The sequence below is a fragment of the Alkalitalea saponilacus genome, from assembly GCF_900168165.1.
Classification (GTDB): Bacteria; Bacteroidota; Bacteroidia; order Bacteroidales; family Marinilabiliaceae; genus Natronoflexus; species Natronoflexus saponilacus.
Genome location: NZ_FUYV01000014.1, coordinates 110,357 through 131,276, shown reverse-complemented (window position 1 = coordinate 131,276; position 20,920 = coordinate 110,357). Strand labels below are relative to the sequence as shown.

19 protein-coding genes are annotated in these 20,920 nt (G+C 40.5%); 13 read left to right on the top strand and 6 right to left on the bottom strand.

The window, feature by feature from the left end:
- Positions 1–462: DUF11 domain-containing protein (locus B5X70_RS12090; protein WP_200812614.1), on the bottom strand; the 462-nt coding region annotated here is incomplete at its 3' end.
- Positions 463–630: 168 nt separating this feature from the next.
- On the bottom strand, positions 631–1,542 hold the full coding sequence (locus B5X70_RS12085; RefSeq protein WP_232468367.1) for an outer membrane protein assembly factor BamD: 912 nt from the start codon (positions 1,540–1,542) through the stop codon (positions 631–633).
- Between the two features lie 415 nt (positions 1,543–1,957).
- Here B5X70_RS12085 and guaB point away from each other — a divergent pair, with 415 nt between their 5' ends.
- The 5 genes from guaB (at position 1,958) to B5X70_RS12055 (ending at position 9,746) form a co-directional block, all read left to right on the top strand.
- A complete protein-coding gene (gene guaB / locus B5X70_RS12075; RefSeq protein WP_079558158.1) occupies positions 1,958–3,427 on the top strand; it encodes an IMP dehydrogenase in 1,470 nt (489 codons plus the stop codon).
- A 265-nt stretch (positions 3,428–3,692) separates the two neighbouring features.
- Positions 3,693–5,633, top strand: coding sequence for a peptidylprolyl isomerase (locus tag B5X70_RS12070; RefSeq protein WP_079558157.1), 1,941 nt, complete (start codon positions 3,693–3,695; stop codon positions 5,631–5,633).
- A gap of 51 nt (positions 5,634–5,684) precedes the next feature.
- Complete coding sequence (locus B5X70_RS12065; RefSeq protein WP_079558156.1) at positions 5,685–6,536, top strand: hypothetical protein; 852 nt, start codon at positions 5,685–5,687, stop codon at positions 6,534–6,536.
- Between the two features lie 31 nt (positions 6,537–6,567).
- Positions 6,568–7,923 carry a peptidylprolyl isomerase gene (locus B5X70_RS12060; protein WP_079558155.1) on the top strand — a complete coding sequence of 452 codons (1,356 nt, stop codon included), beginning with the start codon at positions 6,568–6,570 and terminating at the stop codon, positions 7,921–7,923.
- 239 nt (positions 7,924–8,162) lie between these two features.
- Complete coding sequence (locus B5X70_RS12055) at positions 8,163–9,746, top strand: OstA-like protein (RefSeq protein ID WP_079558154.1); 1,584 nt, start codon at positions 8,163–8,165, stop codon at positions 9,744–9,746.
- Positions 9,747–9,928: 182 nt separating this feature from the next.
- On the opposite strand, the gene B5X70_RS12050 is transcribed toward B5X70_RS12055, so the two are convergent.
- From B5X70_RS12050 to B5X70_RS12035, 4 genes are all read right to left on the bottom strand, one after another.
- Positions 9,929–10,150 carry a DUF2795 domain-containing protein gene (locus tag B5X70_RS12050; protein WP_062128219.1) on the bottom strand — a complete coding sequence of 74 codons (222 nt, stop codon included), beginning with the start codon at positions 10,148–10,150 and terminating at the stop codon, positions 9,929–9,931.
- Between the two features lie 65 nt (positions 10,151–10,215).
- Positions 10,216–10,782, bottom strand: coding sequence for a cob(I)yrinic acid a,c-diamide adenosyltransferase (locus B5X70_RS12045; RefSeq protein WP_079558153.1), 567 nt, complete (start codon positions 10,780–10,782; stop codon positions 10,216–10,218).
- Between the two features lie 142 nt (positions 10,783–10,924).
- Positions 10,925–11,632, bottom strand: coding sequence for an ABC transporter ATP-binding protein (locus B5X70_RS12040; protein ID WP_079558152.1), 708 nt, complete (start codon positions 11,630–11,632; stop codon positions 10,925–10,927).
- Positions 11,633–11,703: 71 nt separating this feature from the next.
- A complete protein-coding gene (locus B5X70_RS12035; RefSeq protein ID WP_232468366.1) occupies positions 11,704–12,492 on the bottom strand; it encodes an O-methyltransferase in 789 nt (262 codons plus the stop codon).
- 127 nt (positions 12,493–12,619) lie between these two features.
- On the opposite strand from B5X70_RS12035, the gene recG reads away from it, so the two are divergent.
- The 8 genes from recG to B5X70_RS11995 all read left to right on the top strand — a co-directional run bounded on the left by recG (position 12,620) and on the right by B5X70_RS11995 (position 20,775).
- On the top strand, positions 12,620–14,719 hold the full coding sequence (recG, locus tag B5X70_RS12030) for an ATP-dependent DNA helicase RecG (protein WP_079558151.1): 2,100 nt from the start codon (positions 12,620–12,622) through the stop codon (positions 14,717–14,719).
- A gap of 234 nt (positions 14,720–14,953) precedes the next feature.
- A complete protein-coding gene (locus B5X70_RS12025; protein ID WP_079558150.1) occupies positions 14,954–15,367 on the top strand; it encodes a SoxR reducing system RseC family protein in 414 nt (137 codons plus the stop codon).
- A gap of 5 nt (positions 15,368–15,372) precedes the next feature.
- Positions 15,373–16,239 carry a Fe-S cluster domain-containing protein gene (locus B5X70_RS12020; protein WP_079558149.1) on the top strand — a complete coding sequence of 289 codons (867 nt, stop codon included), beginning with the start codon at positions 15,373–15,375 and terminating at the stop codon, positions 16,237–16,239.
- A gap of 100 nt (positions 16,240–16,339) precedes the next feature.
- Positions 16,340–17,671, top strand: coding sequence for an electron transport complex subunit RsxC (gene rsxC, locus B5X70_RS12015; protein ID WP_079558148.1), 1,332 nt, complete (start codon positions 16,340–16,342; stop codon positions 17,669–17,671).
- A 191-nt stretch (positions 17,672–17,862) separates the two neighbouring features.
- Positions 17,863–18,867, top strand: coding sequence for an RnfABCDGE type electron transport complex subunit D (locus tag B5X70_RS12010; protein WP_079558147.1), 1,005 nt, complete (start codon positions 17,863–17,865; stop codon positions 18,865–18,867).
- A 22-nt stretch (positions 18,868–18,889) separates the two neighbouring features.
- Complete coding sequence (locus B5X70_RS12005) at positions 18,890–19,606, top strand: RnfABCDGE type electron transport complex subunit G (RefSeq protein WP_079558146.1); 717 nt, start codon at positions 18,890–18,892, stop codon at positions 19,604–19,606.
- The gene (gene rsxE / locus B5X70_RS12000) at positions 19,603–20,187 is read left to right on the top strand and encodes an electron transport complex subunit RsxE (protein WP_079558145.1); all 585 of its coding nucleotides are present in this window, start codon (positions 19,603–19,605) and stop codon (positions 20,185–20,187) included. The genes B5X70_RS12005 and rsxE overlap by 4 nt, the downstream gene beginning before the upstream one ends.
- 12 nt (positions 20,188–20,199) lie before the next feature.
- Positions 20,200–20,775, top strand: coding sequence for an electron transport complex protein RnfA (locus B5X70_RS11995; RefSeq protein WP_079558144.1), 576 nt, complete (start codon positions 20,200–20,202; stop codon positions 20,773–20,775).
- The last annotated feature ends 145 nt before the right edge of the window (positions 20,776–20,920 follow it).

Here is a 20,920-nt window from a genome sequence, read left to right as displayed (position 1 = left end):
ATTGTCGGTAACGACTACGTTTGTGGCATCACTTGGCCCACCATTGAATACCGTAATGGAGAACACCACGTTTGATCCCACGTTTGGAGTTCCTTGATTTACCGATTTAATGATGCTCAAATCAGCCTCAGGTTCGAAGATGGTTACTTCAAAATCATATTCATTGCTAAGTTCTGCATCTCCATCTGTTAATTGAAGTCTGACCAATAAAGTTCCTGTAAAGTTATTGTCCGGAGTAATATTACTACCGTCAGATGAATAATTGGAGCCGGACAGAATAATGATGCTGTAATCATCAGGAAATGTTCCAAGCGGGCTTGCGACATCAAGCCACGAAATATCTATGGCAAAAGCCTGGTTTTGTTCGAATTCAGGAGTTGTATTTTGGTCGGTAATTTGAATCTGACCATATGCAGAAAAACAGGTGAGAAAAAAGATTCCTATCAGTAGATATTTCCTCATGATTTGGCTTTTTTTTATTGTAATCATTGTGTAAAAATACAATCGCTTTAAGCCAAATGCACCCCTTTTTTGATCAACAGGGGAATATATGATGTGAAACTGTTTTTTTTATAGATTATTTGGAACTGGTATAAATAATCGCTGTTTTGTTAGATTGGTAGTACGAATTTAGTTTTCACTCTTTATCAGTCTGTTTAAGGTTCTTTTCACCTTCTCTCTTTCATCTTTTATCCTTTGAATTTCTTTCAGAATAAATGATATTTCATATCCGTCACGAATGGCTTCCCGGTCAAATTGTTCCATAATGATATACTCATGCCTTCTACCGATGAACTGCACTCTTAATGGCTGATCCCAGTTGGTTGCTATAAAGTCGATTATGCCGTTATCTTTCCCATCCTTAAAATGAATAATTTCCCACTTGGACTGACCATCTTCAAACCTGCGATTGTTAAATCCATCTTCTTCTACTTTAATGGAAGAGACAGACTCTCCCCTAAAATAGACTCTTATCTGCTCGTGATGAATCCATTCTGTGCCATGGTATTGACTGGATATGAAAAAATCCCCCGATTCATTCAGGTTCGCTTTCAAATAAGTTCTGTTGAAACTGTTTTCAGGTCTTTGTCGTCTGTGAATAAAAACTTTTTCTGAACCATACTCATCGCTGACAATAAAATTTCGCAGCATGGGTTGCAAAGTCTCCTCTTGTATGACCAACATGCTGTCCAGAAAGGTCAGATTTCGTTCCTGTTCGCTGATATTGATTTGTCGTAAAAGCGTTCGCGCTCTTTGCGCATACTCTGCCTGATCTTTGTATTGATGAATAAGGGTATCAAGTTTGAGTTTTGCAAGGTTGAAGTTTCCTTTCTCCTTTAGGGAAATGGCTTCCTGCAACCTTTCGCCGGCTTCCTCTTCTCTGTTGGAACCGCAGCCCACAACCATAAGAAACGAAACCAATATGGTAATAGCAGTTCTCCAAACCGGTGCGTGATGGTTGGGGATCCTTAACGGAGATCCAGTTGTAGATTCAATTCTATAATTATTATTCACGATGTCTCCTTCTTGTAAAGACTTCATAAGTGCAATATATTTAGTTGTTTAACCGGTAAGGTCTTAAGGAATCATTCTTGTATTTAAGGCAACGGGGAGGGGGAATACTGAAATTCCTAAAGCTTTTTGCATGATTCCTGCCATTTGAAAATGAGATTCAAAATCTTCTGAAAAAAATGGAACCTCTATCTCCGGTGAACACAAATATATAAAATTTACGATCATTTCATATGCCTGTGTTGATTTCAATAAAAATGGTGCATATTTAGATATCGCTTTCAAAATCTGTGTTTGCTTCACAATGGGCAAATGTTTTTTTATGAAAAAATAACATTCTCGATAGGTAATATGTTAATGATTTAATCCATTTTGAGCCTTATGAAATTGATATTTTTATGTACCTTTGCCAAAATTTATTTACAACAAAGAAAAAGCTTCTCCCATGTCGTTTATTGAAGATAGAATTGTATCAGACGGACTAACTTTTGATGATGTATTGTTAGTTCCCGCTTATTCGGAAGTTCTGCCGCGTGAAGTAAATCTTGCTTCATCATTTTCCAGAAATATTTTATTGAATACCCCCATTGTTTCAGCTGCAATGGATACCGTTACAGAAGCGCGCATGGCTATTGCCATTGCACGTGAAGGGGGTATTGGTGTCATTCATAAGAATATGACCATAGAAGAACAGGCCAGACAGGTTGAAGTAGTAAAACGTGCCGAAAACGGGATGATTTATAACCCTGTTACAATTTTGAAAGGAAGCACAGTGGGTGATGCACTCGCCTTTATGAGCGAGTACAAAATCGGAGGAATTCCTGTGGTTGATGAGCATGGTTATCTGGTGGGGATTGTTACCAACAGAGACTTACGGTTTGAGCCCGACATGAATAAATCCATTGATGAGGTGATGACCACAAAAAACTTGATTACTACGAATCAAACCACTGATCTGGAAAGTGCTGCTGCCATCCTTCAAAAACATAAAATTGAGAAACTTCCTGTTGTTGACAAGGATAATAAACTGATAGGTTTGGTGACCTATAAGGATATTACGAAGGCAAAAGACAAGCCTTTTGCCTGTAAAGACGAAAAAGGTCGGTTGAGAACTGCAGCGGCAGTTGGTGTTACTTTCGATACTTTTGACAGGATTGATGCGCTGGTAAAAGCAAATGTTGATGCCATTATTATAGACACCGCTCATGGACACTCCAAAGGAGTTATTGAAACCTTAAAAGAGACCAAACGCAGATATCCTGAACTGGACGTTGTGGTGGGCAACATTGCTACCGCTTCAGCTGCGAAGGATTTGGTTAAAGCAGGTGCCGACGGAGTAAAAGTTGGTATTGGACCCGGATCTATATGTACAACCCGCGTCATTGCAGGTGTGGGTGTACCCCAGTTATCGGCCATTTACGAAGTAGCCAAAGCTCTTAAAGGTTCTGGAGTTCCTTTAATTGCCGATGGAGGTCTTCGTTATAGTGGTGACATCGTTAAAGCGCTTGCTGCAGGAGCCTACTCAGTAATGGCCGGATCACTGTTTGCAGGAGTTGAGGAATCGCCTGGTGAAACCATCATTTTCAATGGAAGAAAGTTCAAAACTTACAGAGGGATGGGATCTGTTGAGGCCATGCAAAAAGGATCCAAAGACCGCTATTTCCAGGATGTGGAAGACGACATCAAGAAACTGGTTCCTGAAGGAATTTCTGCCCGTGTTCCTTATAAAGGAACACTTTACGAAGTTATTTATCAATTGATTGGCGGGTTGAGAGCCGGAATGGGATATTGCGGAGCTTCAAATATAGAATCATTACATCAGGCCGGATTTACGAGAATTACCAATGCCGGGGTTGAGGAGTCGCACCCTCACGATGTAACCATTACATCAGAAGCACCAAATTATTCGAGATAATTAGAACCTGAGGTTTTGCAAAACTTGTTTTGCAAAGGGGAAACCAGAATAAGTTTCCCCTTTCCTTTTTTATTAAACAAGCGGATTTAATTGTTTGGTTTTGGAAAAATGATTAATTTTTCGCGCTTTTTTGATACAACTGGATTAAGAATTTAAAACAAAGTTGATTCAAAGCAATAATAAGATTTTCTAACCTGTTTTCTTTGGAAAACAGGTTGTATTATAAGATAATTCTAAAACAATTAATAATCAAAATTACTTTCCAATGAAACGAATCGCATGCTTATTTTCAGGGTTGTTTTTTATGTTGGTGGTCTCCTTATCCCAAGGCAATGAAACAATACTGCAAATCGGGGAACATGAATTCTCGGAAGGTGAATTTTGGCACGTTTACAACAAAAATAAACATCTGCCAAATTTTACTGAAACCCCGCTTGAGTTTGCTGACCGCTTTATTGACTATAAATTAAAAGTCGTGGAAGCCATCCACCAGGGCTTAGATACAACAGCTTCGTTTAAAAGGGAGTTTAATCAATATGCTGAAGATTTAAAGGCTTCATTTTTAATAGATTCTGCTGCCCTTGAAAATAAAGCGCGGCAAGCATTTGTTCATATGCAGGGGATCGTTAATGCCAGCCATATTTTAATCCGGGTTGAGGAAACTGCTACTCCTTCAGATACAGTTAAAGCCTGGAATAAAATCAATGATATGAGAAACCGTGTAATTGCCGGGGAAAATTTTGGCGATTTGGCTACCCGATACTCTGAAGATCCTTCGGCTGTAAACAATCAGGGAAAGCTTGGATATTTCTCCGCATTTCGAATGGTTTATCCATTCGAAAAAGCAGCTTTTGCCACCCCGGTAGGTGAAGTTTCAAACATCATCAGAACAAATTTTGGTTATCATATCATAAAAGTACATGAAAAAATTCCTAATCCGGGACGCATTCGTGTAGCTCACATAATGAAAATGTTTCCCCGAAATGCTAGCGATGAGGTTAAGGCAGGATTTAAAACAGAAATTGATTCAATATATCAGGTTTTGAGAGGAGGAGAGAGTTTTGCGCAATTGGCTGCAAATTACTCCGATGACCAAAATTCCGCAAATAACGGAGGGGAGATGAGACCGTTTACTTTGCAGGAAATGGTTCCGGAGTTTGCCTTTGCTGCATTTGCTCTGGAAAATGATGGTGATTTTTCTGAACCTATATTAACCGATTTCGGATGGCATATTATTAAAAGACTGGAAGTCTCCCCAATAGGAGATTATGCTTCAAACAGAAACAACATCATGAATATGATGAGAAGGGACGGACGCAACCGTACCGGTGAAGTCTCATTTGTTCAGCAGAAAAGAAAAGAAAGCAATTTTTATCTGAATCAAGATTTGGTGAATCTTATGAAATCAAAAGCCAGAGGAGAAACAGATAATTCCAGCTTTTTTAATTCTTTGAGTTACAACAATTCTTTGAGTAACAACGATGATTTGCTTTTCAGTTATTTTGATAAAAAAATGAGTTTGAAGGAGTTTGTGTTATCTCTGAAAAATCATCAAACTTTTAATATTCAGACCGGGTATAATTCGGTTGAGAAGATTATGGATGAGTTAATTCATGAAACCATCATTGCTGTGGAACGCCGGGATATGGCAAAGAATAACCCGGAATACAGATACCTGATCAATGAATATCACGATGGCCTTTTGATTTTTGAAATCAGCAATAATGAAGTATGGCAAAATGTTGGTTCAGACACCATAGCTTTGCAGAATCATTACAGGAATAACATTGATGAGTTCTCAACTCCATACCAGCTGGATGGAGTGATATGTGAGGTGAAAACACGTCGCTTGTTGCGTCGTGTAAACAGAGAGATAAACAGGCAGGGACGTGATTTTTTGGTACAGATATTGAAGGACAACTCTCGTTCGCCGGATTGTTACCGGTGTGAGACAGATTTGTTTGAATTTGTATCTGATGCAACAAACCCATTAAATTCTGAGAAGCTGCCTGAGGGGAACAGATTCAGCAAAGCCAATGGTGATCTGTATTGGGCAGGTGTGATTTTGGAACCGCAACCAATACCTTATCGTGAAATCCTGGGGCATGTTATGAGCAGTTATCAGCGATATAAAGAAAAACTGTGGGTTATTGGTTTACGAGAAAAACATGAACCAGAGTTTAATTTTAATTTGTTGAAGAATTAGAAGAATCTTCAGGTTTTTATGCAAAATGTACCCCCGGCAAAGGGAATAGTTATGAAGATATCGAACATTATAAAGTTATCATTTTTAATTCTGTTGGTTTTCGGATGTGGAACCACAGAAAACGGCCCCGATAGCAAGCCGATTGTTACCGTAGGTGGAGTTTCACTCACAAGGGGGGAATTGCAGGCTGCAGTTCCCGATAACATCAGTCCACAGGACAGTATGGCCATAGCGGAGGATTTCATTGGACGATGGATTCGTAACAGGCTAATGTTGCGTCAAGCCGAATTGAACTTAACATCCGATGAAAAAAACGTAGAGCAATTACTTGAAGAATACAGGACTTCCTTATTGGTTCATTTATACCAGCAAAAAATGCTTGATCAAAAGCACTCCCCCATGGTAACCAGTCGCGAAATAGAGGAGTATTATAATTCAATGCGAGATAACTTTCGGTTGCATGAAAATATTATACAAGGGGTTTTTATTAAGGTGCCAATTAATGCGCCAAATCAGGATCAGTTAAGAAGGTGGTACCGATCAGGAACAGGGGAGGATATAGTTAACATGGAGGCATATTCGTTTCAGTATGCACGAAAATATGACCAGTTTATTGAAAACTGGATTCCTTTTAGCCGAATTAATTTTAACCTTCCTGAACCTATTGTAAATGAAGAAAGATTTCTGAGGTTTTCCAGACATTATGAAACTTCAGATTCTCAGTATAATTACTATCTGGCAGTTTATGATTATAAACTGGCCGGAAGCACTGCTCCGCTTGGATTTGTCGAAGACCGGATAAAGGCCATATTGTTGAATAAGAAGCGAGTAGAGTTTCTGCAACAATTGGGACAGGATTTATATGACGAAGCATTAAGAGAAAAAATCGTTAGTTTTCATTAGTTTATTTAATTTTGAACGCAAAAACCAGAACATGTCTGTACTGAATCGTTGTTTTTTACTATTAGTTGTATTAATACTTGGAATCTCTTCTCTGAAGTCTCAATCCAATGTTATTGATGAAGTAATCGCCGTTGTGGGTGATAACCCTGTTTTAAGATCAGATGTTGAGTACCAGTATCAACAAGCTCGAATGCAGGGTGTAACTTTCCCGGGAGATATGAAGTGCCACATTTTTGAACAGCTTCTTCTTCAAAATCTTTTGCTTGAACAGGCAAAAATTGATAGTGTTGATGTTAGTGAAAACATGGTGATTAGTAACGTTGACAGACAGATTAATGAGTTTATAAATCGTGCCGGATCCAGGGAGAGACTTGAGGAATGGCTCAATAAGCCCTTGCATCAGATCAGAAGGGAACAAAGGGTTTTGGTACGAAACCAGATGCTGACGCAACAAATGCAGGGAATCATCACCGATGATGTTCGTGTAACACCTGCCGAAGTACGTGCATTTTACCGACGCATGCCTGAAGATAGTCTTCCAATGGTACCAGCTCAATTCGAAATTCAAAAAATATCTGTTGAACCACAGGTTTCCATTGATGAAGAGGAACGTATTAAAACTCGCCTGCGTGATTTCCAGCGACAGATTAATGAAGGAAGAGATTTTGCTACTCTTGCAGTTTTGTTTTCAGAGGATCAGATGAGTGCAGCAAGAGGCGGTGAGTTGGGATATATGACAAGGGCAGAGCTTGTTCCTGAATTTGCCAGGGTTGCCTTTACCTTACAGGATCCTAATAGGGTAAGTCAGATTGTTGAAACTGAGTTTGGATACCATATCATTCAATTGATTGAGCGGCAAGGTGACAGGATTAATGTCCGCCATATTTTATTACGCCCACGTGCCTCAGCAGATGAGGTGTCCAAAGCTAGGCAGAAAGCCGATTCTATTGCAAATTTAATCAGAGAAGAGAAAATATCTTTTGAAGAAGCAGCTTTGTTTCATTCCATGGACAAGGAGACCAGATTGAATGGAGGTGTAATGATTAACCCCAGAAACCAATCCACAAAATTTGAAATTCAGCATATTCTTCCAGCCATTGCCCGACAACTAGAAAGAATGGAAGTTGGTGACGTGACCAGCGCTTTCGAGTTGATGAACGAACGTCTTGGAAAGAACTATTTTGCCGTTGTACGCTTGAAATCCAGAACGGAATCACATAGGGCTAACATCAGGGACGATTATCAGTTGCTCCAAACCATGCTTGAAAACCAAAAACGTGAGGAGGCATTTATTGATTGGATCATTCGCCGACAAAGAGAGACTTATATCACCATTAGTCCGAATTGGATCAACTGTCAGTTTGAACATAAGGGATGGGTTAAATAGTTTTGGGGATTATAGGAGCAGGTAATGAATTTGTGTTCCGTGGATTTTTAGAGTGATCAAAAATCTAAACCAAGAAGCAGAGTTGTATTTTTGCACTCTTGTGGTATTTGGATATTTAAACAGGATTCATACATTTTAATGATGTAAATCATGCCTCTGTTTGATGTGCAATCTGCTGAAAATTGAAGATATGCTCGTAACTTGTTTCTAATTATCTAAAAGTCTGAGGATCTATTACGATGAAGGCCAGGCATATATTTTTTATTCTTATCGCAGTTCTCTGGCTTGGCTTGTTAACAGCTCAGGAGCAACCCGGAAGGACTGTTATTAATATTGAACATGCAGATTATATGGAAGGTTCTGAACGTTTCGGAAGAAACGTTCAGGCTCTTTTTGGCAATGTACGGTTTCGCCATCATAACACCTTGATGCATTGTGATAGTGCATTCTTTCATCGCGCTGAAAATAAAATGCACGCCTATGGCTCCATTCATATTATTCAGGACGACTCTATTCATCTTTACGGAAATATTCTCCATTACCATGGAGATACCGATATTGCTATGATACGAGAAAACGTACGTCTGGTAAACAATGATGTTGTTTTGCGAACAGAGCATCTCGATTATGATCGTCGCAATGATGTGGCATATTATTTTAATGGAGGACTGATAGAGAGTGGAGATAACATCTTGGAAAGTGTTTATGGTTATTATTATCCCCGCACAGAGGAGGCTCATTTTCAGAAAGATGTGGTCGTAACCAACCCTGAGTACTTCATGTATTCAGATACTCTTGTCTACTACACGTTAACCGAGATTGTTAAAATTACCGGCCCAACCACCATCGAAAGCGAGAGGAATATCATTTATGCTGAAGCCGGTTTTTACGACACTCAAAATGATGTAGCCCGTCTGGAAAAAAATGGATGGATCAAAGGCGAGGAGCAGTTCCTTTCAGGCGACACTATTTTTTATGACCGTAACAGTGGGTTTGGAGAGGTATTTTCAAATATGTTTCTACAGGATACCACCAATCACATTATTATTACTGGTGATTATGGTTTTTATAATGAGCTGACAAAGGAGGCACTGGCAACGAAAAGAGCCGTGCTGAAACAGATTCATCAGAATGATACTCTCTATCTGCATGCCGACACTTTACGTGCTGACCCCATTCCGGATACAGAACTTCAAATTATCAGAGCTTACCGCAATGTGAAATTTTTCAGGGAGGATTTTCAGGGACGATGCGATTCTATGGTTTACGATCTTCGGGATTCAATCAATAGTTTTTATATTGACCCTGTTCTGTGGGCTATGGGAAATCAGATGAGTGCAGATATCATCAGACTTTTTACCAGAAATAATGCGTTGTATAAAACTGAGTTGATTAACAATGCCTTTGTTATTGCTCCTGAAGATACCATTGGATATAATCAGATTAAGGGAAACCACATGGTTGGGCATATTCGTGATAATCAGCTTTACCGTATAGATGTGGATGGGAACGGGCAAACCATATATTATCCAAAAGAGGATGATGTAGTGATAGGAATGAACAGAGCAGAGTCAAGCAATATGACCATCTTGCTTGAAGATCAGCAGGTAACAGGGATTATTTTGCGTCGACAACCTGCCGGAAATCTGAATCCTCCTGCCTTAGTTTCTCCCGATGCAAAACGCTTAAGTGGTTTCAGATGGCTGGAGGATTACCGCCCTAAAAGGAAGGAGGATATTTTTATTCATGATGCTCCGCCAGTTCAAGAGGGCCGGGTTAATTATGATGATTTTCTTTTCGACAGAAATATCCCTTCACGATAAATAAAAAAGCTACCTGGTGGTAGCTTTTTTGTGTTTTATACGGAGACAAAAGTAAAGGACTCATGCCTTTGAATTCTCATTTTTTCTTAACCGTATTTCCTTTTTGTCCGAATTAAGTATTATATATTGAGTAGTTCCTTAAAAATCAGGCGGACAACAAATATAAATAATTCGGAATTAATCTAATATTCATCTTCGTTAAAGAAGAAGTCATCTTTACTTGGATAATCCGGCCAAATATCCTCAATACTTTCGTATATTTCTCCTTCGTCCTCAATTTCCTGAAGATTCTCAATCACCTCAAGAGGTGCGCCTGATCGAATGGCAAAATCAATCAATTCATCTTTAGAGGCCGGCCATGGTGCATCTTCGAGCTTCGCAGCTAATTCAAGAGTCCAATACATAGGGATTGTTTTTTATGGTTATGATCTAAGATTTTTCTTCTTTTCGGCGAAATTATAAAAAAAAATCAATCATACAAGCCAGAAACCCATGGAATTTCATTTATTTGGAAATAATTCGTTAAATGGCGCGATAAAACAAAGAAATAGTCAGATAAACGATTGACGTACCTAATAACCCATTCGTCAACAGTTGTTTGAGATTGCATGGTGATGATTCTTCGCTCTGCTCGTCGGCAAATGGTGCGGCAGATATGACATTGAGCCACTGCGGGATGCCCGCCCGGAAGAACGAAATTGGATAAAGGAGGCAGCTTTGATTCCATCTTATCCATTTCAAGTTCCATGAACTCTATCTCTGCTTCCTCGGTTTTCAGTTTTGTGCGTAAGTCTGAAACTGACTCATCGGTTGCCAGGTATGAACCTATGGTAAAAAGCTGGCGCTGAATTCTGATGATGGAATCGATGGATTCCTGGTCAATCGGGTATGAGCGTATCATTCCTATGTTTGAATTTAACTCATCCACAGTTCCGTAGGCTTCTAATCGGTAATCATTTTTAGAAACTCTGGTGCCACCTATTAATCCCGTTGATCCTTTGTCGCCTGTTTTGGTATATACTAAACTTTTTTTCATATGTTTATATTGTTTCACTATTAATCGACCCGAAACGGGTGCATCCTTTCTATGTCATTTCAAATTGAAATCTCTGCATTTTCAGAAAACAATATAACAACCATAAATGAAAAAGGGTTCTCACGAACCCTTTTTTTTGTTTTTATACCATTGCAGTTATGTCTGCATTTCGTTCATCTCGTTCTATTTCTCCATCTCTAAAACGTAAAATCCGGTGTGCATGTTGAGCAATGTCTTCTTCGTGCGTTACCAGTATGATGGTGTTACCGCCTGAATGTATTTCATTGAAAAGTCGCATAATATCAATTGAAGTTTTTGAATCGAGGTTTCCGGTTGGCTCATCGGCCAAAATAATGGACGGGTTGTTAATCAGTGCTCTGGCAACCGCTACCCGTTGTCTTTGTCCTCCCGATAGTTCATTGGGCTTATGCGTCATCCGGTCTTCAAGACCCACTTTTGAAAGAGCTTCTTTGGCTTTTTCTATTCGTTCTGCCTTTGGAACACCGCCATAAACCAACGGCAACATTACATTTTCCAATGCAGAATATTGATGAAGTAGGTTAAAAGTCTGGAATACGAAGCCAATTTCCCGGTTTCTGATTTCGGCCAAATGGTCATCGGTAAGTTGACTTACATTATGGTTGTTGAGGATATAAGTTCCGGCCGATGGGGTATCCAATGCTCCAATGATATTCATCAGGGTTGATTTTCCTGAACCGGATGGCCCCATAATTGCCACGTAATCGCCTCTTTCAATTTTAGTTGTAACTCCTCTTAACGCACGTACTACCTGTGTGCCTACCTGGTAGTTTTTCTCTATGTTCTCAATCTCAATTACGTATTTCGACATGTTTGCTTTGTTTTAATCTTTCTGTTTTGACAGGCTTTTGGCTATTTGGTTTAACGAAGTTTATAAGAGATTCAGAATCGTACTGTAAAATGCTCTTTCTGGTTTTCTTTCCTGAAGAAAACCAGTCCCATTCTGAATATATCAACGGAAACAGTTACTTCAGGATGTGCAATGATTTTTCCCCACGCTTCTTCCATCTCTTTTGACCAATGTATGTCGTCAAAAACAAAAATGGAATTGTTGTTGATTTTTTCCAAACAGAGATTAAAGTATTTTAGGGTCGCTTCTTTTTTATGATTTCCGTCAAAATAGACAAAATCGAGCGTTTCCAGCGAATGGATGGTTTCGGGTAATGCATCATCAATGTTTCCATTGATGATATTTACGTTTACAGCCTCCATTCTGTCAAAGGTTTGCTGTGCAATTTTTGCTGTTTTCGGACATCCTTCAATGGTAATTACTTTTGACGATTTATCAGGCATGGCCAAATAAAGGGTTCCAATGCCTAATGAGGTTCCCAACTCAAGAATGTTTGCGGGTTTAAATCTTGAAACCAACCTGAACATCAATTCTCCATATTTGGCCGGTGTGGAGGAGTTTTTGGCTATGTCGGCAATTTTCCTTTTTCTGCGTTTTGTAACCGATGAACCGGCTCCCAAATCTTTAACCTCAATGGAGTGGCTGCTTTTTAAAAGAGCAATGCGCCATGCATTGATTTTTACAAAGCTGTAATAGGGATGCTTCTCCTGCATCAGGTTTCCAACCAAATCAAAAACAAAAGGCGAATGTATGCCGTGTCCCTTCCAGTGGTTGGGAGCAAGAAGGTATGGTATGTGTCGTTTTATCTGAAACCAGTTCACTTTTCTGAAAATTTTGGGTAAATATAGCCATTTTACCGTACTACAGACTTTTTTTGTTGGTGATAACGCTCATGTTTGTTGGAATGCTTGGTAGCCTCAAAGCTTTGCACTATTTTTGAATCTTGTCATGACAGAGCTGTCCACTTTAAATATTATGTATCTTCCCGGAGTCGGACCAAAACGAGCCGACCTGCTGAAACAAGAACTTCGTATCATTTCATACGAAGATTTAATCTATTATTTCCCATACAAATATGTTGACCGAAGCCGGATTTTTACCATCAGTGAAGTCAGATCCGGCATGCAGCACATTCAATTAAAGGGTCGCGTTAATTCTCTGCGTACAATAGGAGAGGGAAGAGGTAAGCGAATGGTGGCCAACTTTACCGATGGTACCGGAAACGTGGAGTTGGTTTGGTTTAAGGGATTAAAGTTTGTGAAAAGCAGTATCAACGGCGATTTTGTTTACATAGTATTTGGAAAACCTTCGGTTTTTAACGGAGTCATCAACATTGTTCATCCCGAAATGGATAGGTTTGAAGAATCTAAAACCTTACTTCAACAGGGTTTACAGGCACATTATAACACATCGGAGAAGATGAAAAGTAATTTTCTCAACTCCAAGGCCATTCATAAACTGGTTTATAATCTTTTTCAGAGTTATAAGGGGAAAATCCCGGAAACGCTGCCTGCTCATATTATTGAAAAATATCGTTTAACCATATTGAATGATGCATTACGCATCATTCATTTTCCTCGCGATAATCAGTCACTTGAAAAAGCAAGGTTCAGACTTATTTTTGAAGAGTTGTTTTATATTCAGCTCAACATCCTTCGCTTGAAAAATCAACGGACTTTCAATATAAAAGGACATACTTTTACAAAAGTGGGAGGATATTTGAATCAGTTTTATTCCCAACACTTACCTTTTGAATTGACCGGTGCGCAAAAGCGTGTAATCCGTGAAATGCGACACGACATGGGAAGCGGACGCCAAATGAACCGTCTCTTGCAGGGTGACGTGGGGAGCGGAAAAACGCTGGTGGCATTAATGGTGATGCTAATTGCTCTCGATAACGATTTTCAGGCTTGCCTGATGGCTCCTACGGAGATTTTGGCCACTCAGCATTTTGAAACCATCGCTGCACAGGTAGAAGCATTAGATGTGAATGTGGCATTGCTCACCGGTTCCACAAAAAAGTCGGAACGTGTTCGCATTGACGAGCAACTGCGAAGTGGTGAACTACAAATTCTTATTGGAACACATGCGCTAATTGAGGACACTGTGGTGTTTAATCGACTTGGCCTGGTGGTTATCGATGAGCAACATCGTTTTGGTGTGCAGCAGAGAGCGCGTTTATGGAAAAAGAATCTGAATCCACCTCATGTTTTGGTTATGACCGCTACTCCAATTCCACGTACGTTGGCTATGACTGTTTATGGCGATCTTGAAGTTTCTGTTATTGACGAGCTGCCTCCGGGGCGAAAGCCAATTCAAACCATGCACTATTTTCACAACCGGCGTAACCAGCTCAATCGTTTTTTACGCGAAGAGATTAGCAAAGGACGGCAGGTGTATGTGGTTTATCCATTGATTGAAGAGTCGGAAAAAATGGACTTCAAAAACCTTTCGGAAGGTTATGAATATATGCAGGGAGCATTTCCGGAGTGCAAAGTGGTGATGGTTCATGGGCGTATGAAGCCTTCGGAAAAAGATAAAGCCATGCATGTTTTTGCCTCAGGTGAAGCTCAAATTATGGTTGCTACCACAGTGATTGAGGTTGGTGTAAATGTGCCCAATGCGTCGGTCATGATTATCGAAAGCGCGGAGCGATTTGGATTGTCGCAACTTCATCAGTTGCGTGGCCGGGTTGGCAGGGGAGCAGAACAGAGTTATTGCATATTAATGACCTCATTTAAACTTGCTGAGGAGACCCGAAAGCGCATGGAAATCATGACGCGCACCAATGATGGTTTCGAAATAGCTGAAGCAGACATGAAAATGCGTGGCCCCGGTGATTTGGAAGGAACTCAACAGTCGGGCTTGCCATTTGACCTGAAAATCTCTAATCTCACCCGCGATTCCCGGATTTTGCAAATGGGACGCCAGGTAGCTGAAGAGGTTCTTGAGAATGACCCATTACTTGAGAAGCCAGATAATCAAATACTCAACCGCCAGTTAACCAAACTGGCTCGTGCAAAAATTAACTGGGGGATGATTAGTTGAGAAACACTCAGCCGTGAAATAAAACGAAAGATAAATATTTCATTTTTTTATGCATTTTGTAATCTCTGGATTGCAAAATAATCATCTCAAATTCAGAAAGTAACATCTTTTAACGTCTTCTTATTTTTATTTATTCTAAACAAAAACTACTTGAAACTGATATTTTTACGTATAAAATATCGTTCATATTACATACTTTTGTTTTGCAACGGCCAAATCAAACTATAGGCTGAAATGAAAAAAATCGAACACGAAGGAGTAGTTGAAGAGGTTTGTGGCAATCAGATTAAAGTTAAGATTGTCAGCCAATCGGCCTGTGCTTCATGCCATGTCAAAAGTGCTTGTACCATGGCCGATTCTCAGGAGAAGGAGATCGATGTTGAGTCGATGGAAAATGTGAAACCCGGACAGCATGTGATGGTGGTAGGAACCGATTCACAGGGGCTAAAAGCAGCTTTACTGGCTTATGTGTTGCCTGTGGTTTTGGTATTGGTTGTTCTTGCTGTTACTTATACGGTAACCGGCAACGAAAATTTATCTGGGTTCCTGTCCTTAATGGTACTGGTGCCCTATTTTTTTATTATTAAGCTGGCGGGGAAAGCCATGCGCAAATCATTTACATTCACGATTAAAACCATAAACGAATAACCATTATGAGCGTTGTTCTGATAACAATAGTAAGTTTGGCCGGATTGGGTGCCATTGCTGCAATGATACTATATGCAGCATCAAAGAAATTTCAGGTGTTTGAAGATCCACGAATTGATGAGGTGGAAGAGGTATTGCCGGCTACCAATTGCGGAGGTTGTGGTCTTCCGGGTTGTAGAGCTTTTGCCGAGGCATTGGTAAAGGCAGATGACATATCATCTATGAATTGTCCGGTGGGAGGAGCTGATACAATGAATGCCGTAGCTGGTATTCTCGGCAAAGAAGCAGGCGCCGCCATTCCAATGGTTGCTGTGGTTCGTTGCAACGGAAGTTGTGAGCATGCTCCGAAAACAACCAATTACCAGGGAGCACAGACTTGCGCTGTCGTTTCTGCTCTTTATGGAGGAGAAACCGGTTGTGCATTTGGGTGCGACGGACTGGGCGACTGTGTTACATCCTGTAAATTTGATGCCATGTATATGGATGATGAGACCGGTTTGCCTGTAATTATTGAAGAAAACTGCGTGGCATGTGGAGCATGTGTTGATGCTTGTCCTAAGAATATCATTGAACTTAGAAAAAAGGGGCCAAAGAGTCGTAGGATTTTTGTGAGTTGTGTCAATAAGGATAAGGGAGCTCCCGCAAAGAAAGCTTGTGCAGTGGCATGTATCGGATGTTCAAAATGTTTCAAGGTATGTCCGCATGATGCCATCGAAATGAAGGACAATCTTGCTTATATTGATTATGAAAAATGTAAGTTGTGTCGCAAGTGTGTTCCTGAATGTCCTACAAAAGCCATTCATGAGTTAAATTTTCCGCCGCCAAAACCAAAGGTGAAGAAGGAAGAACCGGAAACAACACCGGCAGAGTAATATTAGATTAGCGAACATAGAAAATTAAAATGAACTGGTGACAAAAGGTTGGATTATTTTCCGACATAACCTGTTCAGACAAAAATAAGGAGGATTCATCGTGTTAAAGACATTCTCACTTGGAGGCGTTCACCCGGCAGAGAATAAGTTATCTGCCGCAAAAGCCACAGAGATTTTGCCGGTTCCCGCAGAAGTGGTGATCCCAATCAGCCAGCACATCGGCGCACCCGGTACGCCGGTTGTGAAGAAAGGGGACGAAGTAAAGGTAGGTCAGGTTATTGCCCAATCTTCAGGGTTTGTATCTGCCAACATTCATTCACCGGTATCGGGAAAGGTGTTTAAAATTGATGACATTCTGGATGCATCAGGGTATAAGCGGCAAGCCATTATTATAAAAACCGAAGGAGATGAGTGGATGGCCGATATTGATAGATCTGACTCTATAAGAAAAGGAATAACACTTTCGGCGGAAGAAATTGTTAAGCGCATTGGAGAGGCCGGTATTGTTGGTTTGGGAGGTGCAACATTCCCTGCTCACGTAAAATTGTCGCCTCCGCCCGGGAAAACCTGCGAGGTCTTAATCATAAATGGTGTTGAATGTGAGCCTTATCTCACCAGCGATCATCGCCTTATGCTTGAAAAGGGAGAAGAGATGCTGGTTGGTGTTAGCCTGCTGATGAAAGCTCTTTCTGTAGATCGTGCCATTATTGGAATTGAAAACAATAAAAAGGATGCCATTGAGCATATCCGAAGACTCGTTTCAGGATATAATGGAATTTCCGTTCAACCATTAAAAGTTCAGTACCCTCAGGGAGGTGAAAAACAGCTGATCGATGCTTGTATTGGCCGTCAGGTTCCTTCAGGGAAACTGCCCATTGAAGTAGGCGCTGTGGTTCATAATGTTGGAACTGCATATGCTGTTTATGAAGCGGTGCAGAAAAGTAAACCCTTGATTGAGCGAATTGTAACCGTAACCGGATTGTCGGTAAAGAATCCCGGGAATTTTCTCGTAAGAATCGGAACTCCCATTTCTGCTCTGATAGAGGCAGCTGGTGGACTACCGGAAGACACAGGTAAGGTGATAGCTGGTGGTCCAATGATGGGTAAAGCTTTGGCATCATTGGATGTTCCTGTAACCAAAGGGACTTCAGGTGTGTTGATTGTTCCTGAAAAAATTGCAGGTAGAGGAAAAACTGAGTATTGTATCCGTTGTTCAAAGTGCGTATCTGCTTGTCCCATGGGGTTGTCGCCATATTTATTGATGACACTGGCAGAAAAAGAGATTCATGACCGGGCTGAAGAGGAAAAAATTATGGATTGTATTGAATGTGGATCATGCAGTTTTACATGTCCATCTAATCGTCCTTTACTGGATTATATTCGATTGGGTAAGGGAAAGGTAGGACAGATTATGAGAAGCAGAATCAAATAATCTTTATCAAGAAAACGCCAAATACTGCGTTTTACTCGTCAGAAAAATACTCGTTTACACAAGTTAAACTCCGTTTTTTCTGACTTCGCAGGCCTTGTCTTTGACGCCTTCTTAATATAGATTTCCGATTTGCAGATTTTTTATAATAACGAAATAGAAACAGGGGTTTCCCGATAATTGATATATCTGTTATGAAGAGACTAATCGTATCGCCATCACCACATGTTCATAGTGGCGATTCCGTAAAAAAGAATATGTATGGGGTGGTTATTGCAATGATTCCTGCTCTGGCTGCTTCTGTATGGTTTTTCGGAATTGGTGCATTGGTTGTAACACTTACATCCGTGTTGGCATGTGTGTTGTTCGAGCATCTGATCCAACGATTTATACTAAAAAAGCCAACAACCATTACCGATGGGTCAGCCATTGTAACTGGTATTTTATTGGCTTTTAACCTGCCAACCAATATTCCGTTGGCTTTAATCATAATTGGAGCTGCGGTTGCTATCGGAATGGGAAAAATGTCTTTCGGAGGACTGGGACAGAACCCTTTTAATCCGGCTCTGGTTGGCCGGGTGTTTTTGCTGATATCTTATCCTGTTCAAATGACCAGCTGGCCAAAGCCAATCGATTCGCGTTTCAGCTATCTGGATGCAGAAACTGGCGCCACACCATTATCAATCATGAAAGAAGGACTGATTACCGGAAAGCCTTTCTCTGAAGTATTGGCTGAAGTCCCATCTTATCTTGAATTGTTTTTAGGTGTGATGGGAGGTTCAGCCGGAGAAATTGCCGGTGTGGCTCTCGTGATAGGATTGATATATATGTTGGTGAAAAAGATAATTACCTGGCATATTCCGGTGGCTGTGGTCGGTTCTGTTTTGGTGTTTACCGGGATTCTTCACCTTGCAGACTCTGATGCTTATGCATCACCAATGTTCCACATGTTAACCGGAGGTTTGCTTTTGGGTGCCATTTTTATGGCCACCGATTATTCCAGCTCTCCCATGGCCACAGGTGGAATGATTTTGTATGGAGTGGGAATTGGAGTAATAACCGTCTTGATTCGTGTATGGGGTGCCTACCCTGAAGGAATATCATTTGCCATACTGATTATGAATGCATTTGTTCCTTTAATTGATAAATACATGAAACCCAAACATTTTGGAGAAAAGGTAGCAGCAAAAAAAGCGTAAAACTAAAAAAATAACAGTAAAAATGAGCAAACGCGCATCTACATTACCCAACATGGTACTTACGCTTATACTGATTACGTCGGTTGCGGCAGGTTCACTTGGGTTCATATACGAGGCTACAAAAGCACCCATTGAGGCGTCTGCTGTGGCCAAACAGCAATCGGCGATTAAACTGGTTGTACCCGGATTCGATAACGACCCGGCTGCCGAAATGTACGAATTGGAGTCGGCCGAAGGATTTACCTTAAAGGTTTTTCCTGCAAAAAAAGGAGATGAGTTAATAGGAGTAGCCATTGAGACCATGACCAACCGCGGTTTTAGCGGTGATATTAAAGTTATGGTTGGCATGGAGACGGATGGAACCATCATCAATTACGAAGTTTTGGAGCACAGGGAAACTCCGGGCTTAGGTACAAAAATGTACGACTGGTTTAAACCAGCCGACGATGCCGAAGGCGAGGGTGAAGTTGGGGCCGTGAGAGCTTTTTTCAACAGATTATTCGGAATATCACAGGATGATGGCGACGACAGCAAAAATATTCTTGGAAAGAACCCGGGAACTTCAACTCTTCTTGTAAAACAGGATGGAGGAGAGGTGGATGCCATTACCGCGGCAACCATAACGGCACGTGCATTTTTGCACGCCATTGAAGTGGCTTACACAACATATACTCAAAATACTGATGCAGCAAGTTCTGCAACGACACAAAACGAAAATTGGGAAGGAGACGAACAATGAACCAACTGAACAATTTTACCAAAGGATTTTTCAAGGAAAACCCTGTATTTATTCTTCTATTAGGACTCTGTCCGGCATTGGGAGTAACTTCCTCGGCCGTTAACGGCCTTGGAATGGGTTTGGCCACCACTTTTGTACTGGTAATGGCAAATATCGTTGTATCGCTGATTAAGGGTTTTATTCCTGATAAGGTAAGGATTCCTTCTTTTATAGTGGTTATTGCTACATTCGTTACCATCGTTGAGATGGTTATGGAAGCCTATATTCCTGCACTTTTTGATGCATTGGGACTGTTTATTCCTTTGATTGTGGTAAACTGTCTTGTGTTGGGACGTGCGGAGGCTTTTGCTTCAAAAAACAATCTGATTTCGTCTATTATCGACGGCGCCGGGATGGGACTTGGGTTTTCCATGGCTTTAACCATGCTTGGAGGCTTGCGTGAACTTTTGGGAAGCGGGATGCTATTTGGGTTAAGTATTTACCCGGAAGATTACGGAATGCTTGTGTTTGTTCTTGCTCCCGGAGCATTTATCGGATTGGGATACCTCATTGCCATTCTTAACAGGGTTAATAAAGCATAAAAATTTAGAACTATGACCAGCTATTTTTTGATTATAATAGGAGCCATTTTTGTAAATAATATAGTTCTGGCTCAGTTTCTTGGGATTTGTCCATTTTTAGGAGTTTCCAAAAGAATTTCGACCGGTGTGGGCATGACCGGGGCTGTTACTTTTGTAATGGTTATTGCTACCATTGTTACTTATTTTATCCAGAATTTGATTCTGATTCCGTTCAACATTGGGTTTATGCAAACCATATCCTATATTTTGGTTATTGCATCCCTGGTGCAGCTGGTGGAAATCGTGCTAAAAAAAGTGAGTCCTCCTTTGTATCAGGCTCTTGGTGTTTTTCTGCCATTAATCACAACCAACTGTGCCATTCTTGGTGTAGCCATTATGACTGTAAGTAACAATTACAATATAGTTGAGGCTGTTGTATTCTCTATTGCTTCGGCGGTTGGATTTGGAATAGCTTTGGTTTCTTTCGCTGGAATTCGCGAACAACTTGATTTGATGAACGTGCCTGAAGGCATGAAAGGAGCTCCCATTGCTCTTGTTGTTGCCGGAATTATGGCATTGGCATTTATGGGCTTTGCCGGAATGGTGTAAATGTAGGAGACATGAGAACAGAACCCGGAGGTTGGAATGTAAATCGATTGATGTACATTTTTGTTAAGAAAACTGCTTCTGATGTTTATTTTTACGTCTGAAAGTAAAAAATAGGAGTTTTAATAAGAAGCTAAATCGAGGAGTT

Excerpts from the sequence above, each read along its gene's own strand:
- B5X70_RS12020 (WP_079558149.1), top strand. The coding sequence starts at position 15,373 with ATGAGCGTTGTTCTGATAACAATAGTAAGTTTGGCCGGATTGGGTGCC.
- B5X70_RS12045 (WP_079558153.1), bottom strand. The coding sequence starts at position 10,782 with ATGAAAAAAAGTTTAGTATATACCAAAACAGGCGACAAAGGATCAACG.
- B5X70_RS12065 (WP_079558156.1), top strand. The coding sequence starts at position 5,685 with ATGAAGATATCGAACATTATAAAGTTATCATTTTTAATTCTGTTGGTT.
- B5X70_RS12025 (WP_079558150.1), top strand. The coding sequence starts at position 14,954 with ATGAAAAAAATCGAACACGAAGGAGTAGTTGAAGAGGTTTGTGGCAAT.
- B5X70_RS12005 (WP_079558146.1), top strand. The coding sequence starts at position 18,890 with ATGAGCAAACGCGCATCTACATTACCCAACATGGTACTTACGCTTATA.
- B5X70_RS12010 (WP_079558147.1), top strand. The coding sequence starts at position 17,863 with ATGAAGAGACTAATCGTATCGCCATCACCACATGTTCATAGTGGCGAT.
- recG (WP_079558151.1), top strand. The coding sequence starts at position 12,620 with ATGACAGAGCTGTCCACTTTAAATATTATGTATCTTCCCGGAGTCGGA.
- B5X70_RS12050 (WP_062128219.1), bottom strand. The coding sequence starts at position 10,150 with ATGTATTGGACTCTTGAATTAGCTGCGAAGCTCGAAGATGCACCATGG.
- B5X70_RS12040 (WP_079558152.1), bottom strand. The coding sequence starts at position 11,632 with ATGTCGAAATACGTAATTGAGATTGAGAACATAGAGAAAAACTACCAG.
- B5X70_RS12060 (WP_079558155.1), top strand. The coding sequence starts at position 6,568 with ATGTCTGTACTGAATCGTTGTTTTTTACTATTAGTTGTATTAATACTT.
- B5X70_RS12070 (WP_079558157.1), top strand. The coding sequence starts at position 3,693 with ATGAAACGAATCGCATGCTTATTTTCAGGGTTGTTTTTTATGTTGGTG.
- rsxE (WP_079558145.1), top strand. The coding sequence starts at position 19,603 with ATGAACCAACTGAACAATTTTACCAAAGGATTTTTCAAGGAAAACCCT.
- B5X70_RS12055 (WP_079558154.1), top strand. The coding sequence starts at position 8,163 with ATGAAGGCCAGGCATATATTTTTTATTCTTATCGCAGTTCTCTGGCTT.
- B5X70_RS12085 (WP_232468367.1), bottom strand. The coding sequence starts at position 1,542 with ATGAAGTCTTTACAAGAAGGAGACATCGTGAATAATAATTATAGAATT.
- guaB (WP_079558158.1), top strand. The coding sequence starts at position 1,958 with ATGTCGTTTATTGAAGATAGAATTGTATCAGACGGACTAACTTTTGAT.
- B5X70_RS11995 (WP_079558144.1), top strand. The coding sequence starts at position 20,200 with ATGACCAGCTATTTTTTGATTATAATAGGAGCCATTTTTGTAAATAAT.